Below are 18,173 nucleotides of genomic sequence, written 5' to 3'. Positions count from 1 at the left end.
CTCATGGTGCCACGGGCCACCGACATCGGCGCGGCCCGCGACCGCCCGGGCCTCGCCCGCGGCGCCGGTCACCGGAGCGCGAGGCGTGGGGTGCGCGCCGCCGGACGATGACGACGACGCGTGACGGATGCCTCGGGCGAGTCACCGTCGGCGGCAGCCCGCTCGCCCGCCTGACGACGGCGCTCCAGCTCCTGTTCGGCGTGCCGGAGGTCGGCGTCGTGGAGGTGCATGACGAGGAGTTCTGCCGAGTGCTGCATGGTGCCCTCCTGGGGTTCGATGCCTCCAGCGTCCTCGCTAAGGCACCTGCTCCCCATCGGGCGATCGCCCTATTTCCCCGGGCGAAGGGTCGGTCGACGACTCAGGCGAAGCGGGTGGGCAGCGGCCGGTAGCCGTCGCGGCGAAGCTGCACCAGCGTGGCGGCGACCGCCGCCACGGCGAGCGCGCCGAGCACGAACATGATCGTGAACATGTCACACCTCCTTTCTGAGCACAGAACCTTTCTGCGCACAGAACTCCGAGCACAGAGTCTTTCCGAGAACAGAGCCTGCTGGACCGCCGGGCGACCGTCGTCAGCGCGAGCACCGAATCGGCGGCCTCCCACCCCGCAGGGGTCTACCCGCAGCCGGCCTCAGGGCAGGGTGCGGTACCGCCTGGTCGGCACGCGCCGATGGCCGTCTCGAGGGAGCTGGAAGACGGTGGCCCCGACCCCGCAGAGCGCGACGGCGCCGAACAGGAACAGCGTGGTGAACATGGCAGTCCTTCACGACGAATCGACCTGAACCGTTTGTTAATATACTAAAAGATTCGGGATATGTCCACTCATCGCCGAGCGCATCCGTGGACGTCGGCGAGGCGCCTGCATAGAGTGGGCGGAGCGAAACGGAGCGGGAGACACGACACGGTGAGACGAACGACGCGGCGCCGAGGCATCCTGCTCGCCGTCCTTCCCGCGACCCTGCTGCTCGCCGGCTGCTTCCCGCAGTCGCCGCCACCGGCCGAGACCGTGATGGTGACCGTCACCGCGACGCCCACGCCGCCGCCGGCGCCCGTGCCGCCCGCGCCGGCACCCGAACCGGCGCCCGCCCCCGAGCCGGTGCCCAACGCGCCGGCGCCCGTCTACGAGCCGGGACCGGCCTACGACACCGGTCCGATCACCGGCGCCTCCGGCGCGGCCGAGTTCGACGCGAACGGCATGCCGATCCGCTACACCGTGATGTCGGGCGACAGCTTCTTCGACATCGCGCAGCGATTCGAGGTGCCCCAACAGCAGCTGCTCCGCATGAACCCGCAGATCCACGACTTCGGCGAGACCGTCTACATCGGCCAGCAGATCAACCTCGACTGGACGAAGGAGGGCCTCGGCTGATGCATCCGGTCGTGATGCTCGAGCCGTGGAATCCCTGGCCGCTCATCTTCCCCGCAGCCGTGCTCGTGCTCGGCGCGGTGCTCGCGATCGCAGGACGCGAGCGCCGATGGGTGCGCGAGATCGGCTACGTGCTCGTCGTCGCGGGCCCGCTCGCCGCGGCGGCCATGCTGGGGTTCCTCTCCGGGACCTGGGATCAGGGCCAGCGCCTCGACGCGCTCGTCGAGCTCGGGTACGAAGGGCCGACGTTCTCGGGCGGCGAGGGCATCGTGGGCGGCACGCCAGGTGCCATCGACTTCGCCGCGACCCGCGACGGCGAGCGCGTCGAGGGACAGCTCGTGCCGCTCGGCGATGCGCAGTGGCAGGTCGTCGAGGGGCCCTGACCGGGCGGCCCCGCCGGCCTGCCGGGGTAGCGTGGAGACGTGCTCACTCCGCCTGTGACCCCGAAACGACCGATCCAGCGCAAGCACCACGGCGACGTGGTGGTCGACGAGTACGAATGGCTGCGCGTCAAAGACGATCCGGCCGTGCTCGCGCACCTGCACGCCGAGAACGCGTACACGAAGGCCCGCACCGACCACCTGAGCCTGCTCACCGAGCAGGTGTTCGAGGAGATCACCCGACGCACGAAGGAGACGGACCTGTCGGTTCCGACGCGGGAGGGCGCCTGGTGGTACTTCACGCGCACCGTCGAGGGGCTGCAGTACGGCATCCACTGCCGCGTGCCCGCCGGGGAGGACTGGGAGCCGCCGGTGCTGCCCGAGACGACGGGCGACGAGCTGACGGATGCCTCGTACGAGGCGCTGCCCGGCGAGCGGGTGCTGCTCGACGAGAACCGCGAGGCCGAGGGGCACGAGTTCTTCGCGCTGGGCAGCTTCGACGTGACGGGCGACGGGTCGGTCATGCTCTACGGCGTCGACGTCGAGGGCGATGAGCGGTACACCGTGCGGTTCCGTGCGATCGACGGCTCGGACCGCGAGATCGACGACGTGCTCGAGGGCACCGCGGCCGGCGCGGTCTTCGACGCGAGCGGGCGCTACGTGTTCTACGCGACCGTCGACGACGCGTGGCGACCCGACACGATCTGGCGGCACGAGATCGGCACCTCGCGAGACGCCGACGTCCGTGTGTTCACCGAGCCCGATGAGCGGTTCTGGCTCGGGGTCGGGCTCACACGCAGCCGCCGCTATCTCGTGATCGAGGCCGGGTCGAACGTGACGAGCGAGACCTGGCTGCTCGACACGGCGGACCCGGCCGGCGAGTTCCGCGTGGTCTGGCCGCGGAAGGAGGGCGTCGAGTACGACGTGGAGCACGTCATCGCGGGTGGCAAGGATCGCCTGCTCATCGTGCACAACGACGGCGCGGTCAACTTCGAGCTTGTGAGCGTCGCGGCCGACGACCCGCAGGGCGCACGTCGCATGCTGCTGCCGCACAATCCCGCGGTCCGGCTCGAAGGCGTCGACGCCTTCCGCGACTTCGTCGCCGTCGAGTACCGCCGCGACGGGCTGCCGCGCGTCGCGATCGCGAAGGTGCCGCCGCAGGGACTCCCCGACGACGCGACGCCCGACGACACCCTGCACGAGCTCGAGACCGACGAGACGCTGTACTCGATCGGCGTGAGCGGCAACCCGGACTGGAACCAGCCGACCTTGCGGGTCCTCGGCACGAGCTTCGTCACGCCGACGAAGGTCATGGACCTCGTCGTCGAGACCGGCGAGCGGCGCCTCCGCAAGCAGCAGCCGGTGCTCGGCGAGTACGACGCGACCCGCTACACCCAGCGACGCGAATGGGCCGTCGCCGACGACGGGCGCCGCATCCCGATCTCCCTCGTCTACCGCGAGGACCTCGTGCAGTACGGCACGCCGGCCCCGACGCTGCTGTACGGCTACGGCTCGTACGAGCACTCCATCGACCCGTCGTTCTCGATCCCTCGGCTGAGCCTGCTCGACCGCGGCATGATCTTCGCGGTCGCACACGTGCGCGGCGGCGGCGAGATGGGCCGGCTGTGGTACGAGGACGGGAAGAAACTCGCGAAGCGCAACACGTTCACCGACTTCGTCGCGGTCGCCCGGCACCTGATCGATGAGGAGGTCACCGCCTCCGACCGGCTCGTCGCGCAGGGCGGGAGCGCGGGCGGACTGCTCATGGGCGCCGTCGCGAACCTCGCGCCGCGCCACTTCTCGGGCATCCTCGCCGAGGTGCCGTTCGTCGACCCGCTCACGTCCATCCTCGACCCCTCGCTGCCGCTCACGGTCATCGAGTGGGACGAGTGGGGCAACCCGGTCGACGACCCCGAGGTGTACGCGTACATGAAGGGGTACTCGCCGTACGAGAACGTGCACGGCAACCACGACGGGGGTTCGCACTACCCGCCGATCCTCGCCGTCACAAGCCTCAACGACACCCGCGTGCTGTACGTCGAGCCCGCGAAGTGGGTCGCGCGACTGCGCGACGCCGGCGCGGACCCGCTGCTCAAGATCGAGATGGCCGCGGGCCACGGCGGCGTCTCGGGCCGGTACGCCGCGTGGCGCGAGCGCGCGTTCGCCTACGCGTGGGTCATCGACCGGGCGCGGGCGCACCCGACCGGAGAATGAGGCGCGACTGAGACCGGGGGTCGGTCTATCCGTCCTCAGCGCCGATGCGAGCGAGTTCGGCGGCGACCTGTGTGCTCACCGTCGTGTCGCCGCCGAGCACGACGATCTTGGCCGGTCGCAATCGGGTCAGCTCCTCGACGACCACGTCGGGGAGCCGGTCCGGAATCGTCAAGAGCACAGGCCGCCCCCCGGCTGCGGCGTTGGCGGAGAGTGCGTCGGGGAAGTTCATTCCGCTCGCGACGTAGGCGATGTCGGCTCCCGGACTGAACGTGGACTCGGAGAGCTGCACCGCGGTCTCGAACCGGTCCACACCGGCCACGCGCACCACGCTCGCCGACGTGATCGACCTGAGCTCCGCCTCGATCGCCGTGCTCACATTGGTCTCACCGCCCAGCACGACGATCGTTTCCGGGCGGAGACGCGTGAGCTCGGCGGCCACCACGTCGGGTAGACGATCGGGAATGGTGAGCAGGATCACCCCGTTGCGGACGTTCGCCGTCGGTCCCGCCGCCAGCGCGTCCGGGAAGTTGAGGCCGTTCGCCAGATACACCACGGGCGTGCCGAAGTGCGTCGAAGACTTCGACAGTTCGACGGCCGTCGCGAATCGGTCAACCCCCGCGATGCGCTGCACCGTGCCGGGAGTGAACCTCCTCAGTTCCGCCTCGACGGATCCGCTGACCGTTTCCTCGCTGCCCAGCACGACGATCTTTCCCGGGCGGAGGCGCGCGAGCTCCTCGGCCACGGCGGTGGGCAACTGGTCGGGGGCGGTCAGCAGCACCGGGCCACCGTTGCGGTACGCGACGGGTCCTGCGGCCAGCGCGTCCGGGAACTTCGCACCACTCGCCACATACGCGACGGGAACGCCTGGGGAGAACACCGATTTCGACAGCTGTGCCGAGGTACCGTACCGGTCCACGCCTGCGATCCGCTCGACCTTGACGGACGACGGCAGGATCGGTGCGGTCGGGGCGGAGGAGCGTTCCACGGTGGTGAACGCGGGGGCCGACGCCGTGATCCGGACCGAGACGTGCTGCCCGACGTGGTCGGCGCCCGGGACGAACGTGGAATCGGTCGCACCCGCGACCGGGGCATCTCCGACGAACCACTGAAAACCGAAATGTGCGGTCTCCAGTGTCGATGCGATGTGCGCCGTCAGCGTTCGGCCGACTTTGGCCTCGCCGGAGATCGTCGGTTCCTCCAGTGGAATCGTGCCGGCGCCGACCATCGCGGCTGGCCCGGCGGACGCCGACACGGAGATGTGACCGGTCGCTCCGGCCGACACCGTGACGGACACCCGAGCGCCGAGGTGTGCCGGCGTCAGACGCAGCGTTCGTTCCGTCGCACCGGCGATCGGCGTGCCGTTCATCGACCATTGGTAGGTCAACGTCGCGCCCGCGGTCGACGACGATCCCGTGGCGGTGAGCTCATGACCGACCGCTGGAACGCCCTCCACCCTCACATCGGACAGGCGAACCCGGCCACCGGCGAGTTCAGCGTCGAAGCCCGACCGGGTTTCTCCCTCGGCCAACTCGAACACCGTGGCTGAGGCCAGATCCGGCTGGTCGGACCACCATTCGGTCGCATATCCGCTCCAACCGTGACCGAACGCGAGCTTGTACTTCCCGGGCCGCAATTGACCGATGGTGTACGTTCCCGGCTCGTAGAACGGGCGCAATCGTGTGGACTCGGAGACGACGAATCGATACTCACCGGCTTCGAACCGGTACAGCTCCACCAGGACCTGCCCGTCGACATCGAAGCCGCCGTCAGCCTTGAGCGTGCCGCTCAGCGTCGCCATCCGCGTGAGCACGACCGCGCCGACCGAGAGGTGGGCACCGGTCGCAAGCTCGAGCGGGGTGCGCACGTCGCTGAAGTATCCTGTCGCGTTGATCCAGAGCGTGTACTCCCCTGCTGGAAGACCATGCAGCTCGTACGCTCCAACACTGTTGGTGGTGACCAGCTTTCTGGCCGAGGCGTCGCCATCGGCGACGCTCGAAGAGATCTGTGCACCCGCCACCGGCCGACCCGCCGAGTCGACCACGGTTCCGACGAGCGAGGCGCCGACTTCGAGTGGCGCGTCCAACCCTCCGATCAGGGCATCTCTCGCTACGGTGATCCTCTTCGCCGAGACCTCGTCGGCTGATCCGCCCAGCCATTGATCGACATAGGCACTGGCGTCTGGTGCTTCGAATTGGACGGAGTAGGTGCCCGATTCGACCTTCGTGAACGCGTACTCCCCGCTCGCATCGGTTGTGAAACGGCCGGCGACGGACAACCGGCCGTCTACCTCACGATGGAGTCTGACGTCGACGTCTGCCATCGCGGGCCCTCCGGCGCCGGCGGTCACCCTGCCCGCGATCGTCGCTCCGGTCGTGAAGGTCGCGTCGATTCCTGAGATCGCTTCGCCCATCTCGATCTCGAGCGTGTCGGCGGCATCCCGGGTCTCCTTGTCGTCCCACCACTCCGCACGATATGCCGAGTCGGAAGGGGCGAAGTTGACGGTGTACTTGCCAGAATGCGTGACACAGATTTCATACGAGCCATCAGGCTCGGGGTGCTTCGCCGGGCCGTACGGATACCGATACCCATCCGCCTCGTAGAGCTGCACCTTTGCTTGCGCGTCGTTGGACACCACGCCGGAAACTGTGGCGCCGGGCGATAGCTGAGCGTCACGCCCCGCCACCTCGGCACCGACGGAGACTGGGATCCTCTGCGCGGTTGACTCATCGCGGGCATCGGGCCACCATTGCTGCAGGTGGCACGCCTCGTAGGGTGGTCGATAGGTCAACGTGTACTCGCCGGTCATGAGACCACCGATCCGATACCTCCCCATCGCGTCCGTCGTGACCTCGCGATCGGTGATCCGGGATTGAACGATCCCTTCCGCGCCGGAGGCGATAATCCGAACGCCGGCGAGCGGCACCCCCGCGTCTGACGTCACCACTCCTGAGAGCGACCCGCCGTGAGGCAGCTCGGCATCGATGGCGGTGACGTTCTCGCCCTCGGCGACCTCGAAGCGCTGCGCGTTCGCGCGCTTCTGTGCTCCGCCCCACCACAGCCCGGCGTCGACGGGCTCGCGGGGTTCGAATCCCACCACATATGTGCCTGGCTCGAGATCGCCCACTCGATACACACCAAGCGCATCGGTGTAGGCAGAACCCACCTGCCAGGATTCACCAGAGGGCTCGAAGCGCCTCACGACAGCGCTGACCCACCGAGCGGGCTGCCCATCCGACCCGGTGACGACACCGGCGATCGAACCCGCTGCGGTCATCCTGGCATCTACGTTCGAACGCGTTTCTCCGAGGCCGAGTGCGATGGGCCCGCCTTCCCACCCCACCGGCTGCCATCCGGACAGATACTCCGAGCCATGCCACCTGAAGCCCAGGCCGTAAGTGCCTGGAAGCAGCCCCTCTCGTCGATACGCACCATGCTCATCGGTGAACACGTCACGAACTTGTGCGGCACCAGTGCCGTGGTTCTGCAGTGAGACCCTGACCCCCTGGAGCGGCGTTCCGTTCAGTCCCCGAACCACTCCTGCGATCGACGCCAGCCCCTCCACCGGGCCGACCACCGGCTCTGAATGGATGACCGCGCCGCTCAGACCGATCTGCGATGGTCGCTCGGCGTGGGAAGGCTCGGAACCGGCGAACGACGGGGTGACTCCGAACATCATCAGTGCGACGGTGACCAGCGCGACGAGCGGAGCTCGATTGGCAGCGAGCAACGGGCTCAGGCGCGGCGGGCGGAGAGACACGGGGGCTCCATGTGTACGGACAAAGCATCCCGAGCGGGGCGGTGGAGCGGGGAGACCGTGGGACGCAAGTCAGGGCCGATTGAAGCGGACAATCGCCAACCTATTTGAAAATGAGTCCAAGAGTCACGCACTGATCTTCCGTCCGCCCGGACGGAACGGTCGTGGAAGCCCGCGGCGAGGGGTGTCGGATGTCGGCGGCCGGTGCCAGACTGACCGCCATGTCCATCCTCGCAGCGCTCCTCGAACGCCTGCCGGGTCGCGCACACGGCCCGGGTTCCGCCGCCTACGACGCCGGCCGCACCGTCTTCGCGGGAGTCGGCGAGCCCGCTGTCGTCGTGCGCCCGACGACCGCGGCCGAGGTCGCCGAGGCCGTGCGCGCGGCCATCGAGCACGAGCAGCCGGTCGCCGTGCGCAGCGGCGGGCACGGTGCCATGCCGGTGACCGAGGGCGTCGTCGTCGACCTCGCCGAGCTCTCCTCGGTCGACGTGCACGACGACGGCACGGTCAGCGTCGGGGCGGGCGCGCACTGGGGCGACGTCGCGGCGGCGCTCGCGCCGCACGGGCTCGGCGTCAGTTCGGGCGACACGCTCGACGTGGGGGTCGGCGGGCTCGCGCTGGGCGGCGGCATCGGCTGGCTCGTGCGCACGCACGGTCTGACGGTCGACGCGGTCCGCGAGCTCGAGATCGTCACGGCCGCCGGCGCGGTGGTCGTCGCGAGCGCCGAGTCGCACCCCGACCTGTTCTGGGCGCTCCGAGGGGGCGGCGGCAACTACGGGGTCGTGACGCGATTCCGGTTCGCGGCGTCACCGGTCGACGGCCTGGTCGGCGGGCAGATCATGTTCGACCAGTCCGACGTCGGCGCGGTGCTGCGCGCCTGGCGCGACGTGACCGTGCGATCCACCGACGAGCTCAACTCGACCCTGCTGGTGCTGCCGCCGTTCTCACCCGAGATGCCGGCCGGCCCGCAGCTCGCGGTCGCCTACCGGGGCACCGAGGCCGAGCTCCGCGAGGTGCTCGCACCACTGCTCTCGCTCCCGTCGGTGTCCGACGTCTCGCTCGGCCCCATCGCCTACGGTGACCTGCTCGAGGCCGCACCGCCCGGCAAGCCGCCCTTCCGCTTCGTCGGCGGCAACGGGTTCGCACCCGAGCTCTCCGACGAGCTCATCGAGGCGTGCGAGCGCGCGCTGCAGGGCAGCGTGCCGACCATGCTCATGCTCCGCGCGATGGGCGGCTCGTTCGCGCGCGTGGCACCCGACGCGACGCCGATCGCGTTCCGCGACGCGCAGGCGCTGCTCGTGGTGAACGGCCTGCTCCCGGCCGATGCGACCGACGAGCAGGTCGCCCTCACCCAGCTCGAGCTCGATCGCCCGCTCGAGTTCACCTCCGGCCGCTACGCGAACTTCACCCAGGAGTTCGGCGACGACGTGCTCGAGTCGATCTACCCACCGGCGACCCTCGAACGGCTACGCCGCATCAAGGCGCAGTACGACCCCGGCGACGTCTTCCGCGCCGTGCATCACATCGCGCCCGCCTGACGACCGATCAATCGACGGGCGCGAGCTCGGTGACCGGGCCGAGCGAGGTGTACCTCGGCCCTCCGAGCCGGCCGATCGGCCGGAGACGCTCCGTCACGATCCGTCCGCGCTCCACCACCGCGTCATCGACATGCCATCCGACGACGCGTCCGACGACGAACTCGCCGCCGGTCGGGCTGAACTCGATCGTGTGGGTGTGCTCGCACTCCATGCTGATCGGTGCGCGCGCGAGGCGAGGGACCCCGACCACGTCGGATGGTGCGCCGACGAGGCCGAGCGCGTCCGCCTCGCTCGCCCCGGCCTCCAGGAAGGCCGAACTGGCGTGCAGATCGTCGAGCATGTCGTCGGCGGCGATGTTGACCACGAACTGCCCGTCCTCCTCGATGTTCCGGACCGTGTCCTTGCGCGAATCACCCCGGCGGTTCGCGGTGAATCCGAGCATCGCCGGGTACTGACTCACCCAGGTGAACGCGCTGAACGGCGCCAGGTTGAGCGGTTTGGGCGGCAGCCCCGACGTGATCCAGGCAATCGGCCGCGGTACGACCGACCCGACCAGGAGCGCGTAGGTCGCGTCAGGCCCGAGGTCCGATGCCTCAACGAACACGGTCGCTCACCCGCGCCTCCGTCGTCGCCCGCTCACCCGAGCAGGTCGTACACGTCCGGAACGCGCTCGAGGTCGCGAAGCGCGTCCAGGGCACGATCGTTCAGCGGGTGGCTCAGCTCGCCGGTCAGCGCCTCGAACTTCGCGCTGAACGCCGCGGCGCCGCTCTGCCCGTCGAGATGCCCGCCGGTCGCGGCACCGCGATGCGATCCGGAGGCGTCGACGACCTCGATCTCGGCCTGTCGGCCGGCGATGCCGCTCGCCCCGGCGAATGCGGGGACGATCTCGACCTCCACGAGCCTCGCGAGCGCGACGGCGTCGGGACGGAGGTCGTCGAAGGCGGACGGATCGGCGTGCCCGTGCACGAGCGCGGTGGCGATCGAGTACTCGAGCGAGAACCGTGCCGCCAGGCTCGTCCGCGGGTCGCCCCGGCCGGTCATGCGGAGCGCCAGCGGATCCACGCGGGCCACGATCCGGCGCACCGACCCCAGGTCCACCGCCTCGACGCCGAGCGTCGCGTGCACCGCCGGGAAGGCGCGGGCGCAGCAGCTGTACTGCTTGGTGAGGTTCTGCTCGATCAGCAGATGCTTCGGATCGAACTCGTGATCGAGTCCGCCTCGATCGACGAGCTCACCCATGACGCCCGTGTACGCGATCGCGAACGCGCGGCGCGAGCCGACCAGCCCCGCCGAGGCCATCGCGTTCGCGACGACCCCCATGCTCGCGCCGATCCCGGTGTACGCGTGCTGCACGGTGGCGCCCTCGAGACCCGCCTCCCACAGCGACAGCAACGGGAGGCTCGACGCCATGAGCGCGGCCTGGCCGGCGTCCGAGCCGAGCAGCGTCGCCACGGCGACGGCCGCACCGACGGCCGCCACGTTGCCGTGCGGGTGAACGGCCTCGTGCAGACGAAGCATGTGGAACAGCCGCGCGTCGACCTCATAGCCCGCGATGAAGGCCCTGAGCAGGTCGCGGCCCGAGCTGTGCAGGGTCTGCGCGACGGCGAGTGCGGCGGGCACGATGTGCACCGCCGGGTGGCCGCCCATGCCGCCGCCCTCGATCAGCTCGTGCATCTCGGGCGCGTTGCCGGCGCTGCCGTTCATGAACGCCGCCGCGGCAGGACTGACCCGGCGCGACGGGTCGAACGCCGTCTGAGCGGCTCCGCCGCCGGCCGTGCCGAACAGCCCGTGCTCGTCGCGCATGAGCGCCCGGAACTCCTCGCGCTCGGCGCCCGCCTTGATCACCCCGATCGTGTCGGCGATGACGAGCGCGGCGTGGTCCCGCGTCTGCTGCGGGACCTCATCGAGCTCCACTCGGCTCGCCGCTCGCGCGAACGCCACGAGCTGGTCGGCGATCTGCTCGATCTCGACCGGCGGCGGCGCTCCTTCGGTGATCTCACCGAACGCGGTCATGGTCATGGTCAGTCCTCCGTTGAGATGGGTGCGCGGTGCCGGATCACGCGAGCCGGCCGTTGGGCAGATAGCGTGCCGCGGCGATCCGGGTGAGCAGGACGAACAGCTGATCGACGAGGATCCCGAGCAGGCCGAGGCAGATGATGGTCGAGAAGACCCCGGGCATGTCGTAGAAGGTCTGGAACCTGGCGAGCAGGGCACCGAGGCCCTCATTCGCCTGCAGGAACTCGGCTGCGACCACGGTCATGAACGCACTGCTGATCGCGAGCCGCATGCCGCCGAGGATGTAGGGCAGCACGGCCGGGAAGAGCAGCCGGGTGACCTCCTGCCACCGCGACGGCCGGTAGATCGAAATCATCCGCCAGGCGTCGGGGCTCACCTTCACGCAGCCGGCCAGGGTGTTGATGGCGACGACCCAGACCGATGTATAGACGATCAGCAGCACGATGCTGGTGTTGCCCGCGCCGATCCACACCAGGATCGGGCCGAACCAGGCGAACACCGGGATGAACCGGAAGAAGTCCACATAGGGCGTGAAGAAGTACCTGACGCGCTTGGCGTACCCCATGCCGAGCCCGAGGGCCGCGCCGAGCACCCCGCCGGCCACGAACCCGACGGCGACCCGCGCCATCGACGCCCCGGTGTTCTCGAGCAGGATGCTACGCAGCTGCCAGAGCCGGTCCAGCGTCTCGACCGGGCCGGGGAACAGCAGCTCGGTGTCGAAGGCACGCGCGCTCAGCCACCAGATCGTGCCGAGGATGAGCGCGGCGCCCGCGTACACGGCGACCTGTTTCGCGACGCGCCGGTATGGCCTGACCCGCGTTCGCACGAATCCGTCGACATCGATGTACTCAGTTGCGGTAGTCACTGACGTTCACCAGCCTCATCACGTTGCGTCCATAGTTCGGTGACCTCATGCTCAGGCGAACCGACGGAGTCCGAGCTGGGCGAGCAGCGAGAGGACGTAGTTGAACAGGAAGCCGAGGATGCCGATGACCACGATCGATCCGAACATCACGGCGCCTTCGAACAGGAACCTGGCCTCGTACACGGTGTAGCCGATGCCGACGATGCCGACGAGCATCTCGGCACCGATCGCCGTGCCGAACGCGTTGCTCATGCCCACGCGCATGCCGCTCAGGATGTGGGGAACCGAGCTCGGGATCTCGATGCTGAGCACCGTCCGCAGCCGCGAGGCCCCCGCCGCCCGTGCCATTCGCAGGCGCTGCTCGTCGACCTCGCTCATGCCCTGCACGGTGTTCACGACGACCATGAACATCGTCGCGTAGATGACGAGGAAGATCACGGACGGAGAGCCCACGCCGAACCAGATCGCCGCGGGGGCGATCCAGGCGATCGCGATGATCGACCGGAAGAAGTGCACGTACGGCTCCAGCGCGGTGCGGACCAGTCGTGACGAGCCGATCAGGATCCCGACGACGACGCCCAGCAGTGAGCCGATCGCGAACCCGAGGATGATCCGCCCGACCGAGAGCCCGATCGCCGCCCAGTAGTCGAGCGTGCCGAGCTCGCCGACCAGACCGACGAGCGTCTCCCAGGGGCCCGGGTAGAGCAGCGGTTGCGCCATCCACGCGGACGTCACCGCCCAGAGCAGCAGGAGCGCGCACACCGCGAGCGCACCGTAGCCGAGCTTGCGCGGCAGCTCCCGGCGCGGGGTCGCCCCCGCCAGACTGAGTCCTGATCTGATCATGACCGGGCCGCTTACGTCGCCGCCGCGCGCGAGGTCGGGATTGATGACCCGGTTGCGCTGGCGTTCAGGTTCGATTCGATCACGTCGTAGAGCCGGCCGAACGCCTCATCCGACTTGTGACGGGGCCTCGGCAGCTCATTGTCGAACTGCTTGAAGTGCACCGTGTTGTCGGGGTTCTTCCGCATCACGCAGATCTGGTCGCCGAGCGTGATGGCCTCGCCGATGTCATGCGTGATGAAGACCACCGTGCGCCGATCCGCGGTCCAGATCCGGGCGATCTCCGCTTGCAGCGAGCCCCTCGTGATGGCGTCGAGGGCGCCGAACGGCTCGTCCATCAGGAGGATCGGCGCGTCACTCACGAGCGCTCGTGCGATCTGCACGCGCTGCTTCATGCCGCCGGAGAGTTCGCGCGGGTACTTGCGGTGGTCCGCGGCGAGTCCGACGGTCTCGAGTGCACGCCGGGTGCGCTCCTGGCGCTCCGACTTCTTGACCCCCGCGATCGCCAGGCCGAACCCGACGTTGTCCTCGACGGTCCGCCATCCGAGCAGCGAGGAGTCGCCCTGGAACACCACACCGCGGTCGGGACCCGGTCCGGTGATGACCTTGCCGCCGACGACGACCTCGCCGTCGACCGGCGAGAGGAAGCCCGCGATCAGGTTCAGGAGGGTCGTCTTCCCGCACCCGCTGGCGCCCACGATGACCGTGAAGCTCCCGGGTCGGACCTCGAGCGAGAACTGATCGATGATGGGCTTCGCTCCGGGGTAGCCGAACGTCACCTGGTCGAGATGGATGCCGTTCTCAGTGCTCTGCGCCACGGTGGATCACGTCCTTTCCTGCCTGGGGAGCCCTCCGGCTCCGGGGAAATGCGCTGACGTTCGGGAATCGGTCAGCGCGAGGAGACACTGATCTTGAGGATCTGGTCGAGGTCGACGGTCGTGCCCTGCTGGGCCTCGACGACGCCCGCCGCGTCCGCGAGGGTCTTCTCGGCGGCGTCGTCCCAGCCGAAGTCGAAGGCGAACACGTCCACGCTGCCGCGGACCGCGCCCTCGTCGACGCTGAACTGCTGCGCGAGCAGCTGCGTGAGCTCGTCCGGGTTCTCGGCACTCCACTCGGACGCCTCGCTGATGGCCTTCACGGCCGCCTCGACTGCCGCGGTGTTCTCGGCGAACTTCGTGGAGGACACCAGATAGGTGACCAGCGGCATGATGTCGTCATCGCCAGAGAAGGCGAGGATGCTGGATCCGTCGACGGCCTCGACCGCACGGTCCACGTTCGGCTGCCAGGTGACGATCGCGTCGACCTGACCGTTCGCGAACGCCGCGATGATCTGGTCGTTGCCGACGTTCTCGAGCGTGAACGAGACGTCGCTCGCCTGCTGCAGGAGGATCGCGTAGAGCGCGGCGGTGCTGCCCTCCTGCACACCGACCGTCTTGCCCTCGAGGTCCTCGATCGAGGTGATCGACTCGTTGGCGACGATGCCGACCTGCTCGTCGGCGACGCTCATCCGCGCGAGGATGTCCACGTTCGTGCCGGCCGCCGCACCGACGACGACCGCGTACTGGCCGCTCGCGGTGACGTCGATGTCGCCCGCGGCGACGGACTGGTTGGCGGCGCCTCCGCTGGAGAAGATCTTCACCTCCGGGGTCAGGCCGTACTTCTCGAACAGACCCTGTTCGGCGGCCACGACGAGCGGAGCCGTGGTGGCATCGGGCACGACCCCGAGCGAGATGGTGCCGATGGGCTCCACGTCGCTCGCCGTGTCGCCGCCGGCGGCGTCGGCGCAGCCGCTCAAGGCGAGGCCCGCTGCAGCGAGCAGCGCGAGGGCGAGGGCGGGCTTCGAACGGAACTTCTTCATCACTGCTTCACTCCTTGGCTGGTTGTGACACGGTTCAGTGCAGGGGGGTACCGAGGAACCCGGGGAGGGTTTGGATCAGGGTCGGGCTGAGCACCTCGTAGAAGGTCGCGTCCACGCCGACGGTCCGGCCGCCGTGCTCGACGCCCTGCGGGATGACGAGGACCTCGCCGGTCTCGACGACGAGGGTCTCGCCGGCGACGGTCCACTCCATCCGGCCGTCGATGCAGATGATGGCCTGCTCGGCCGTCTCGTGCCGGTGCAGCCCGACGCCCGAGGGGTGCTCCCAGCGGATCTTGTTGAGGCCGATCGTCACGCCGGAGGCGGCTCGGCGGTAGTTCCCCGGGGCCACCTCCACCTCGCTCAGCGCGTCCCATGAGGTCTTGTACATGACTGCGTCCTTCCTTGGGGGTGGGGGTTACCGGGCGAGCGCGTCGAGCGCGCGGATGAGCTCGTCGGTGGGGGTCACGTCCGCGTACTTCTGGTCGAGGTCGAACAGGTTCACGTCGTGGATGACCGAGCTGCGGTCGTACACGGCGTCGCTCGGCACGCTGACCTTGTAGTTGTAGGAGAACGCGTCGATGACGGTGGACCGGACGCAGCCCGAGGTGGAACACCCGGCGACGACGAGGGAATCCGCCCCGGTCTGGATGAGATACGACGCGAGCGGCGTGCCGAAGAACGCGCTCGGGTGCTTCTTCGGGAGCAGCACGTCGCCCTCGCGCGGCGCGACCTCTTCGACGAAGTCGTACCCGCGAGCGGGGATGCCCATGATCGCCGGCACCTTGGCGCCGAGCGCGCCGCCGTCGAAGCCCATCTTGGGCGCCACATGCGGGTAGAGCACCGGCCAGTCGTTCCGGCGGAACACCTCGAGCAGCTTGACGATGTTGCCCACCGCGTCCCAGGCGACCTCGCCGACCGCCGTGGGGAACTCCTCGATGGCCTCACGGAACGGCACCCGCGCGGTGCCGGTGGTGCGGTACTGCACATCGATGACGAGCAGCGCCGGCCGCGAGCCGAGACCGACCGGACGGCCGAACCCGGCCAGGTCGTAGCGCGCCGTCGTCTCCGGATCGATGAACTCAGACGTGAAGCGAGGCATGCGCCCCCCTTTCCTGCTGCTCGGCCAACGCGGCTGCGCCGCTGTGCGCACGAGGGACGTAGTCACCGGCGCGGGCGCCGGTCAAGGCCCCGTCGCGCAGCGCGAACCGGCCGCGGACGATCGTGTGCACCACGGACAGCGGCAGCTCCGTGCCCTCCCACGGCGTGAATTCGGCCCCGGAATGCTGCGTCTCGGCCGTGATGACAGACGGCGTGTCCAGGTCGACGACGACGAGGTCCGCATCCGAGCCGACCATGATCGCGCCCTTGCGCGGGTACATCCCGAACAGCTTGGCCGCGCGCGTGCTCACGGCGTTCACGATCGTCTCGAGGTCTGCGCCGCGCCTGAGCCCCTCGGCGAGCGTGAGCGGGAGCACGCCGCCGGTCCCGGGGAACCCGGCGGACGCGCTGAACACGTCCTTCTCCTTGTTGACGCGATGCCGCGCATTGTGATCGGACCCGACGACGTCGATCCCGCCCGCGAGGAAGGTCTGCCAGAGGAACTCGACGTCCTCACGGGGACGCACCGGCGGGTTGACCTTGGCGTAGACGCCGGCGGCCGAGGACGTGTCGAGCGTGAGGTACTGCGTGCACGTCTCGATGAAGAGGTTGGGATACGTGCGCTGGTGCCTGGCGATCGCCTCGACGGCCTCTCGGCTGCTGGTGTGCACGCAGTAGACCGAGGCGCCGGTGACACTCGCGAGATACGCGACGCGCTGCGCGGCCTCGGCCTCGACGAACGCCGGGCGCGCGGCGTTCCACGCCGCCAGCGGGGACAGGTCGTCGTCGCGGTCGTGGTCGCGGAACATCCGCACCAGCTCGATGTTCTCGGGGTGCGGATTGATCATCGCGCCGTGCTGCGCGCTCATGCTCAGGAGGTCGTACATGAACGAGTCGTCGTTGCCCGGCATGCCGAGGTACTTGCCCTCGTCGCCACGGAAGTTCATGAAGAACTTGAACGAGGACACGCCGAGGTCCATGTACTCGCCGAACTCACGCAGGTGCTCGGGGGTGCCGAGCACGAAGTGGAAGCCGTAGTCGGTGTGCGAGTTGGTGTCCATGGCGCGACGCGCCGACTCCAGCTCACCCACGTAGGAGTCCGAGCTCATGAGGTACACGAGCATCGTGGTCACGCCCCCGGCGACCGCCGAGGCGGTCTCACGCTCGGCGTCGTCGGGGTCGCGGGGGACGCGGATGTCCTTGCCCAGATGCACATGCGGGTCGATCGCCCCCGGCAGAACCAGCTTGCCCGTCACATCGACGATCTCGTCTGCCGCCGCCGGTTCCGCCCGGTCGACGATCGCCGCGATGCGGCCGTCGCGGATGAGCAGATCGACCGGCGCCCGGCCGTGCCCCTCGAGGAAGACGTCGCCGCCGCTGATCCGGAGATCGTACGACTCAGTCATCGGTCGTCGCTCCGATCTGCGCCGGCCGTCGCGGAGAGGCCCATCACGCTCAGGCTGTTGTCCATCGAGTCGCGCATGTGCTCGGTGAGCAGCGCGAGGGCACCGTCGGCGTCACGCTGACGGACGCGATCGAGGACCTCGAGGTGCGCGGCGACCGCGTGCGCCATGCGGGTCGGCGTCCGCCGCGTCGGACGCAGCGCGATGTACAGCTTGTGAATCGCGTCGGCGAGCTGGTCCTGGATCGCCCGGTTGCCGCTCAGGGCGACGAGCTGCTGGTGGAAGTCCAGCTCGGCGACATACGGCTCGCTCTGCGGCTGGTCCTCGTAGTGCCGGATCCGCTCGCTCTCTTCGGCCAGCCGGTCGGCGAGGATCGTGAGACTCTCGTCGCTCGCACGCTCCACGGTCAGTCGCACGGCGTACAGCTCGAGCGCGCTGCGCAGTTCGTACAGGTCGACGATCTCGCGCGGCTCGTAGCTCTTCACGAAGGCGCCGCGGTGCGCCTCCATCGTCAGGTACCCCTGGCCGGAGAGCCGCTTGATCGCCTCGCGGAGCGGGCCACGACTGATCCCGATCGACTCCGCGAGGGCGACCTCGTTGAGCCGCTCGCCCGCACCGAGGGTGCCGTCCAGGATCAGGTTCCGGACGAACTCCTCGGCCTGCGAGGGAATGGAGTCCCGACGAATGGCCGTCGAACGGTCCGCTGGCATCGTTGCTCGACTTTCTGCAGATGAATTTCCGATAGCCTCGCTCACCGCCTGCCAAACTGTCAACAGTTTTCAGTTGAGAGTTTTCAGTTCGAGGCATCCTGTCGCTGTCGACATGCCGACACCGGGGGGCCACC

17 protein-coding genes are annotated in these 18,173 nt (G+C 69.1%); 4 read left to right on the top strand and 13 right to left on the bottom strand.

All coding sequences use genetic code 11. The features are described from left to right. Positions 1 to 68: 68 nt before the first annotated feature. Positions 69 to 257, bottom strand: a complete 189-nt coding sequence (locus tag QU602_RS01385) for a hypothetical protein (RefSeq protein WP_308798345.1) — start codon at positions 255 to 257, stop codon at positions 69 to 71. A 371-nt stretch (positions 258 to 628) separates the two neighbouring features. Continuing rightward, positions 629 to 751 (bottom strand): hypothetical protein, encoded by a 123-nt coding sequence (locus QU602_RS01380; protein ID WP_308798344.1) that lies wholly within the window; start codon positions 749 to 751, stop codon positions 629 to 631. Positions 752 to 901: 150 nt separating this feature from the next. Here QU602_RS01380 and QU602_RS01375 point away from each other — a divergent pair, with 150 nt between their 5' ends. The 3 genes from QU602_RS01375 to QU602_RS01365 are packed head-to-tail and all read left to right on the top strand — an operon-like array spanning position 902 to position 3,957. Next, positions 902 to 1,366: a LysM peptidoglycan-binding domain-containing protein gene (locus tag QU602_RS01375; RefSeq protein ID WP_308798343.1), complete on the top strand. Its 465-nt coding sequence runs from the start codon at positions 902 to 904 to the stop codon at positions 1,364 to 1,366. After that, on the top strand, positions 1,366 to 1,746 hold the full coding sequence (locus QU602_RS01370) for a hypothetical protein (protein ID WP_308798342.1): 381 nt from the start codon (positions 1,366 to 1,368) through the stop codon (positions 1,744 to 1,746). The genes QU602_RS01375 and QU602_RS01370 overlap by 1 nt, the downstream gene beginning before the upstream one ends. A gap of 39 nt (positions 1,747 to 1,785) precedes the next feature. After that, the gene (locus QU602_RS01365) at positions 1,786 to 3,957 is read left to right on the top strand and encodes a S9 family peptidase (RefSeq protein WP_308798341.1); all 2,172 of its coding nucleotides are present in this window, start codon (positions 1,786 to 1,788) and stop codon (positions 3,955 to 3,957) included. A 25-nt stretch (positions 3,958 to 3,982) separates the two neighbouring features. On the opposite strand, the gene QU602_RS01360 is transcribed toward QU602_RS01365, so the two are convergent. After that, positions 3,983 to 7,714 (bottom strand): cell wall-binding repeat-containing protein, encoded by a 3,732-nt coding sequence (locus QU602_RS01360; RefSeq protein WP_308798340.1) that lies wholly within the window; start codon positions 7,712 to 7,714, stop codon positions 3,983 to 3,985. Positions 7,715 to 7,932: 218 nt separating this feature from the next. Between QU602_RS01360 and QU602_RS01355 the strand changes: the two genes are divergently transcribed. Next, the gene (locus QU602_RS01355) at positions 7,933 to 9,249 is read left to right on the top strand and encodes an FAD-binding oxidoreductase (protein ID WP_308798339.1); all 1,317 of its coding nucleotides are present in this window, start codon (positions 7,933 to 7,935) and stop codon (positions 9,247 to 9,249) included. Positions 9,250 to 9,256: 7 nt separating this feature from the next. On the opposite strand, the gene QU602_RS01350 is transcribed toward QU602_RS01355, so the two are convergent. From QU602_RS01350 to QU602_RS01305, 10 genes are all read right to left on the bottom strand, one after another. Then, a complete protein-coding gene (locus tag QU602_RS01350) occupies positions 9,257 to 9,853 on the bottom strand; it encodes a flavin reductase family protein (protein ID WP_308798338.1) in 597 nt (198 codons plus the stop codon). Positions 9,854 to 9,885: 32 nt separating this feature from the next. Further along, a complete protein-coding gene (locus QU602_RS01345) occupies positions 9,886 to 11,268 on the bottom strand; it encodes an MmgE/PrpD family protein (RefSeq protein WP_308798337.1) in 1,383 nt (460 codons plus the stop codon). A 37-nt stretch (positions 11,269 to 11,305) separates the two neighbouring features. Continuing rightward, positions 11,306 to 12,130 (bottom strand): ABC transporter permease, encoded by an 825-nt coding sequence (locus tag QU602_RS01340; protein WP_308798336.1) that lies wholly within the window; start codon positions 12,128 to 12,130, stop codon positions 11,306 to 11,308. Positions 12,131 to 12,181: 51 nt separating this feature from the next. Beyond that, positions 12,182 to 12,973, bottom strand: coding sequence for an ABC transporter permease (locus QU602_RS01335; protein ID WP_308798335.1), 792 nt, complete (start codon positions 12,971 to 12,973; stop codon positions 12,182 to 12,184). A gap of 11 nt (positions 12,974 to 12,984) precedes the next feature. After that, complete coding sequence (locus QU602_RS01330; RefSeq protein ID WP_308798334.1) at positions 12,985 to 13,788, bottom strand: ABC transporter ATP-binding protein; 804 nt, start codon at positions 13,786 to 13,788, stop codon at positions 12,985 to 12,987. A gap of 71 nt (positions 13,789 to 13,859) precedes the next feature. Continuing rightward, on the bottom strand, positions 13,860 to 14,828 hold the full coding sequence (locus QU602_RS01325) for an ABC transporter substrate-binding protein (RefSeq protein WP_308800243.1): 969 nt from the start codon (positions 14,826 to 14,828) through the stop codon (positions 13,860 to 13,862). A 34-nt stretch (positions 14,829 to 14,862) separates the two neighbouring features. Continuing rightward, entirely contained in the window at positions 14,863 to 15,216 is a 354-nt protein-coding gene (locus QU602_RS01320) for a cupin domain-containing protein (RefSeq protein ID WP_308798333.1), read from the bottom strand. A 27-nt stretch (positions 15,217 to 15,243) separates the two neighbouring features. Next, positions 15,244 to 15,927: an isochorismatase family protein gene (locus tag QU602_RS01315; protein ID WP_308798332.1), complete on the bottom strand. Its 684-nt coding sequence runs from the start codon at positions 15,925 to 15,927 to the stop codon at positions 15,244 to 15,246. Then, the gene (locus tag QU602_RS01310; protein WP_308798331.1) at positions 15,908 to 17,332 is read right to left on the bottom strand and encodes a dihydroorotase; all 1,425 of its coding nucleotides are present in this window, start codon (positions 17,330 to 17,332) and stop codon (positions 15,908 to 15,910) included. The genes QU602_RS01315 and QU602_RS01310 overlap by 20 nt, the downstream gene beginning before the upstream one ends. After that, the gene (locus QU602_RS01305; RefSeq protein WP_308798330.1) at positions 17,329 to 18,039 is read right to left on the bottom strand and encodes a GntR family transcriptional regulator; all 711 of its coding nucleotides are present in this window, start codon (positions 18,037 to 18,039) and stop codon (positions 17,329 to 17,331) included. The genes QU602_RS01310 and QU602_RS01305 overlap by 4 nt, the downstream gene beginning before the upstream one ends. Between the last annotated feature and the right edge of the window lie 134 nt (positions 18,040 to 18,173).

The sequence above is a fragment of the Agromyces protaetiae genome (assembly GCF_030866785.1).
In the GTDB taxonomy this organism is placed as follows: Bacteria; Actinomycetota; Actinomycetes; order Actinomycetales; family Microbacteriaceae; genus Agromyces; species Agromyces silvae.
The sequence above is the reverse complement of the archived record's forward strand: the minus strand, read 5'-3'. Positions and strand labels throughout refer to the sequence as shown.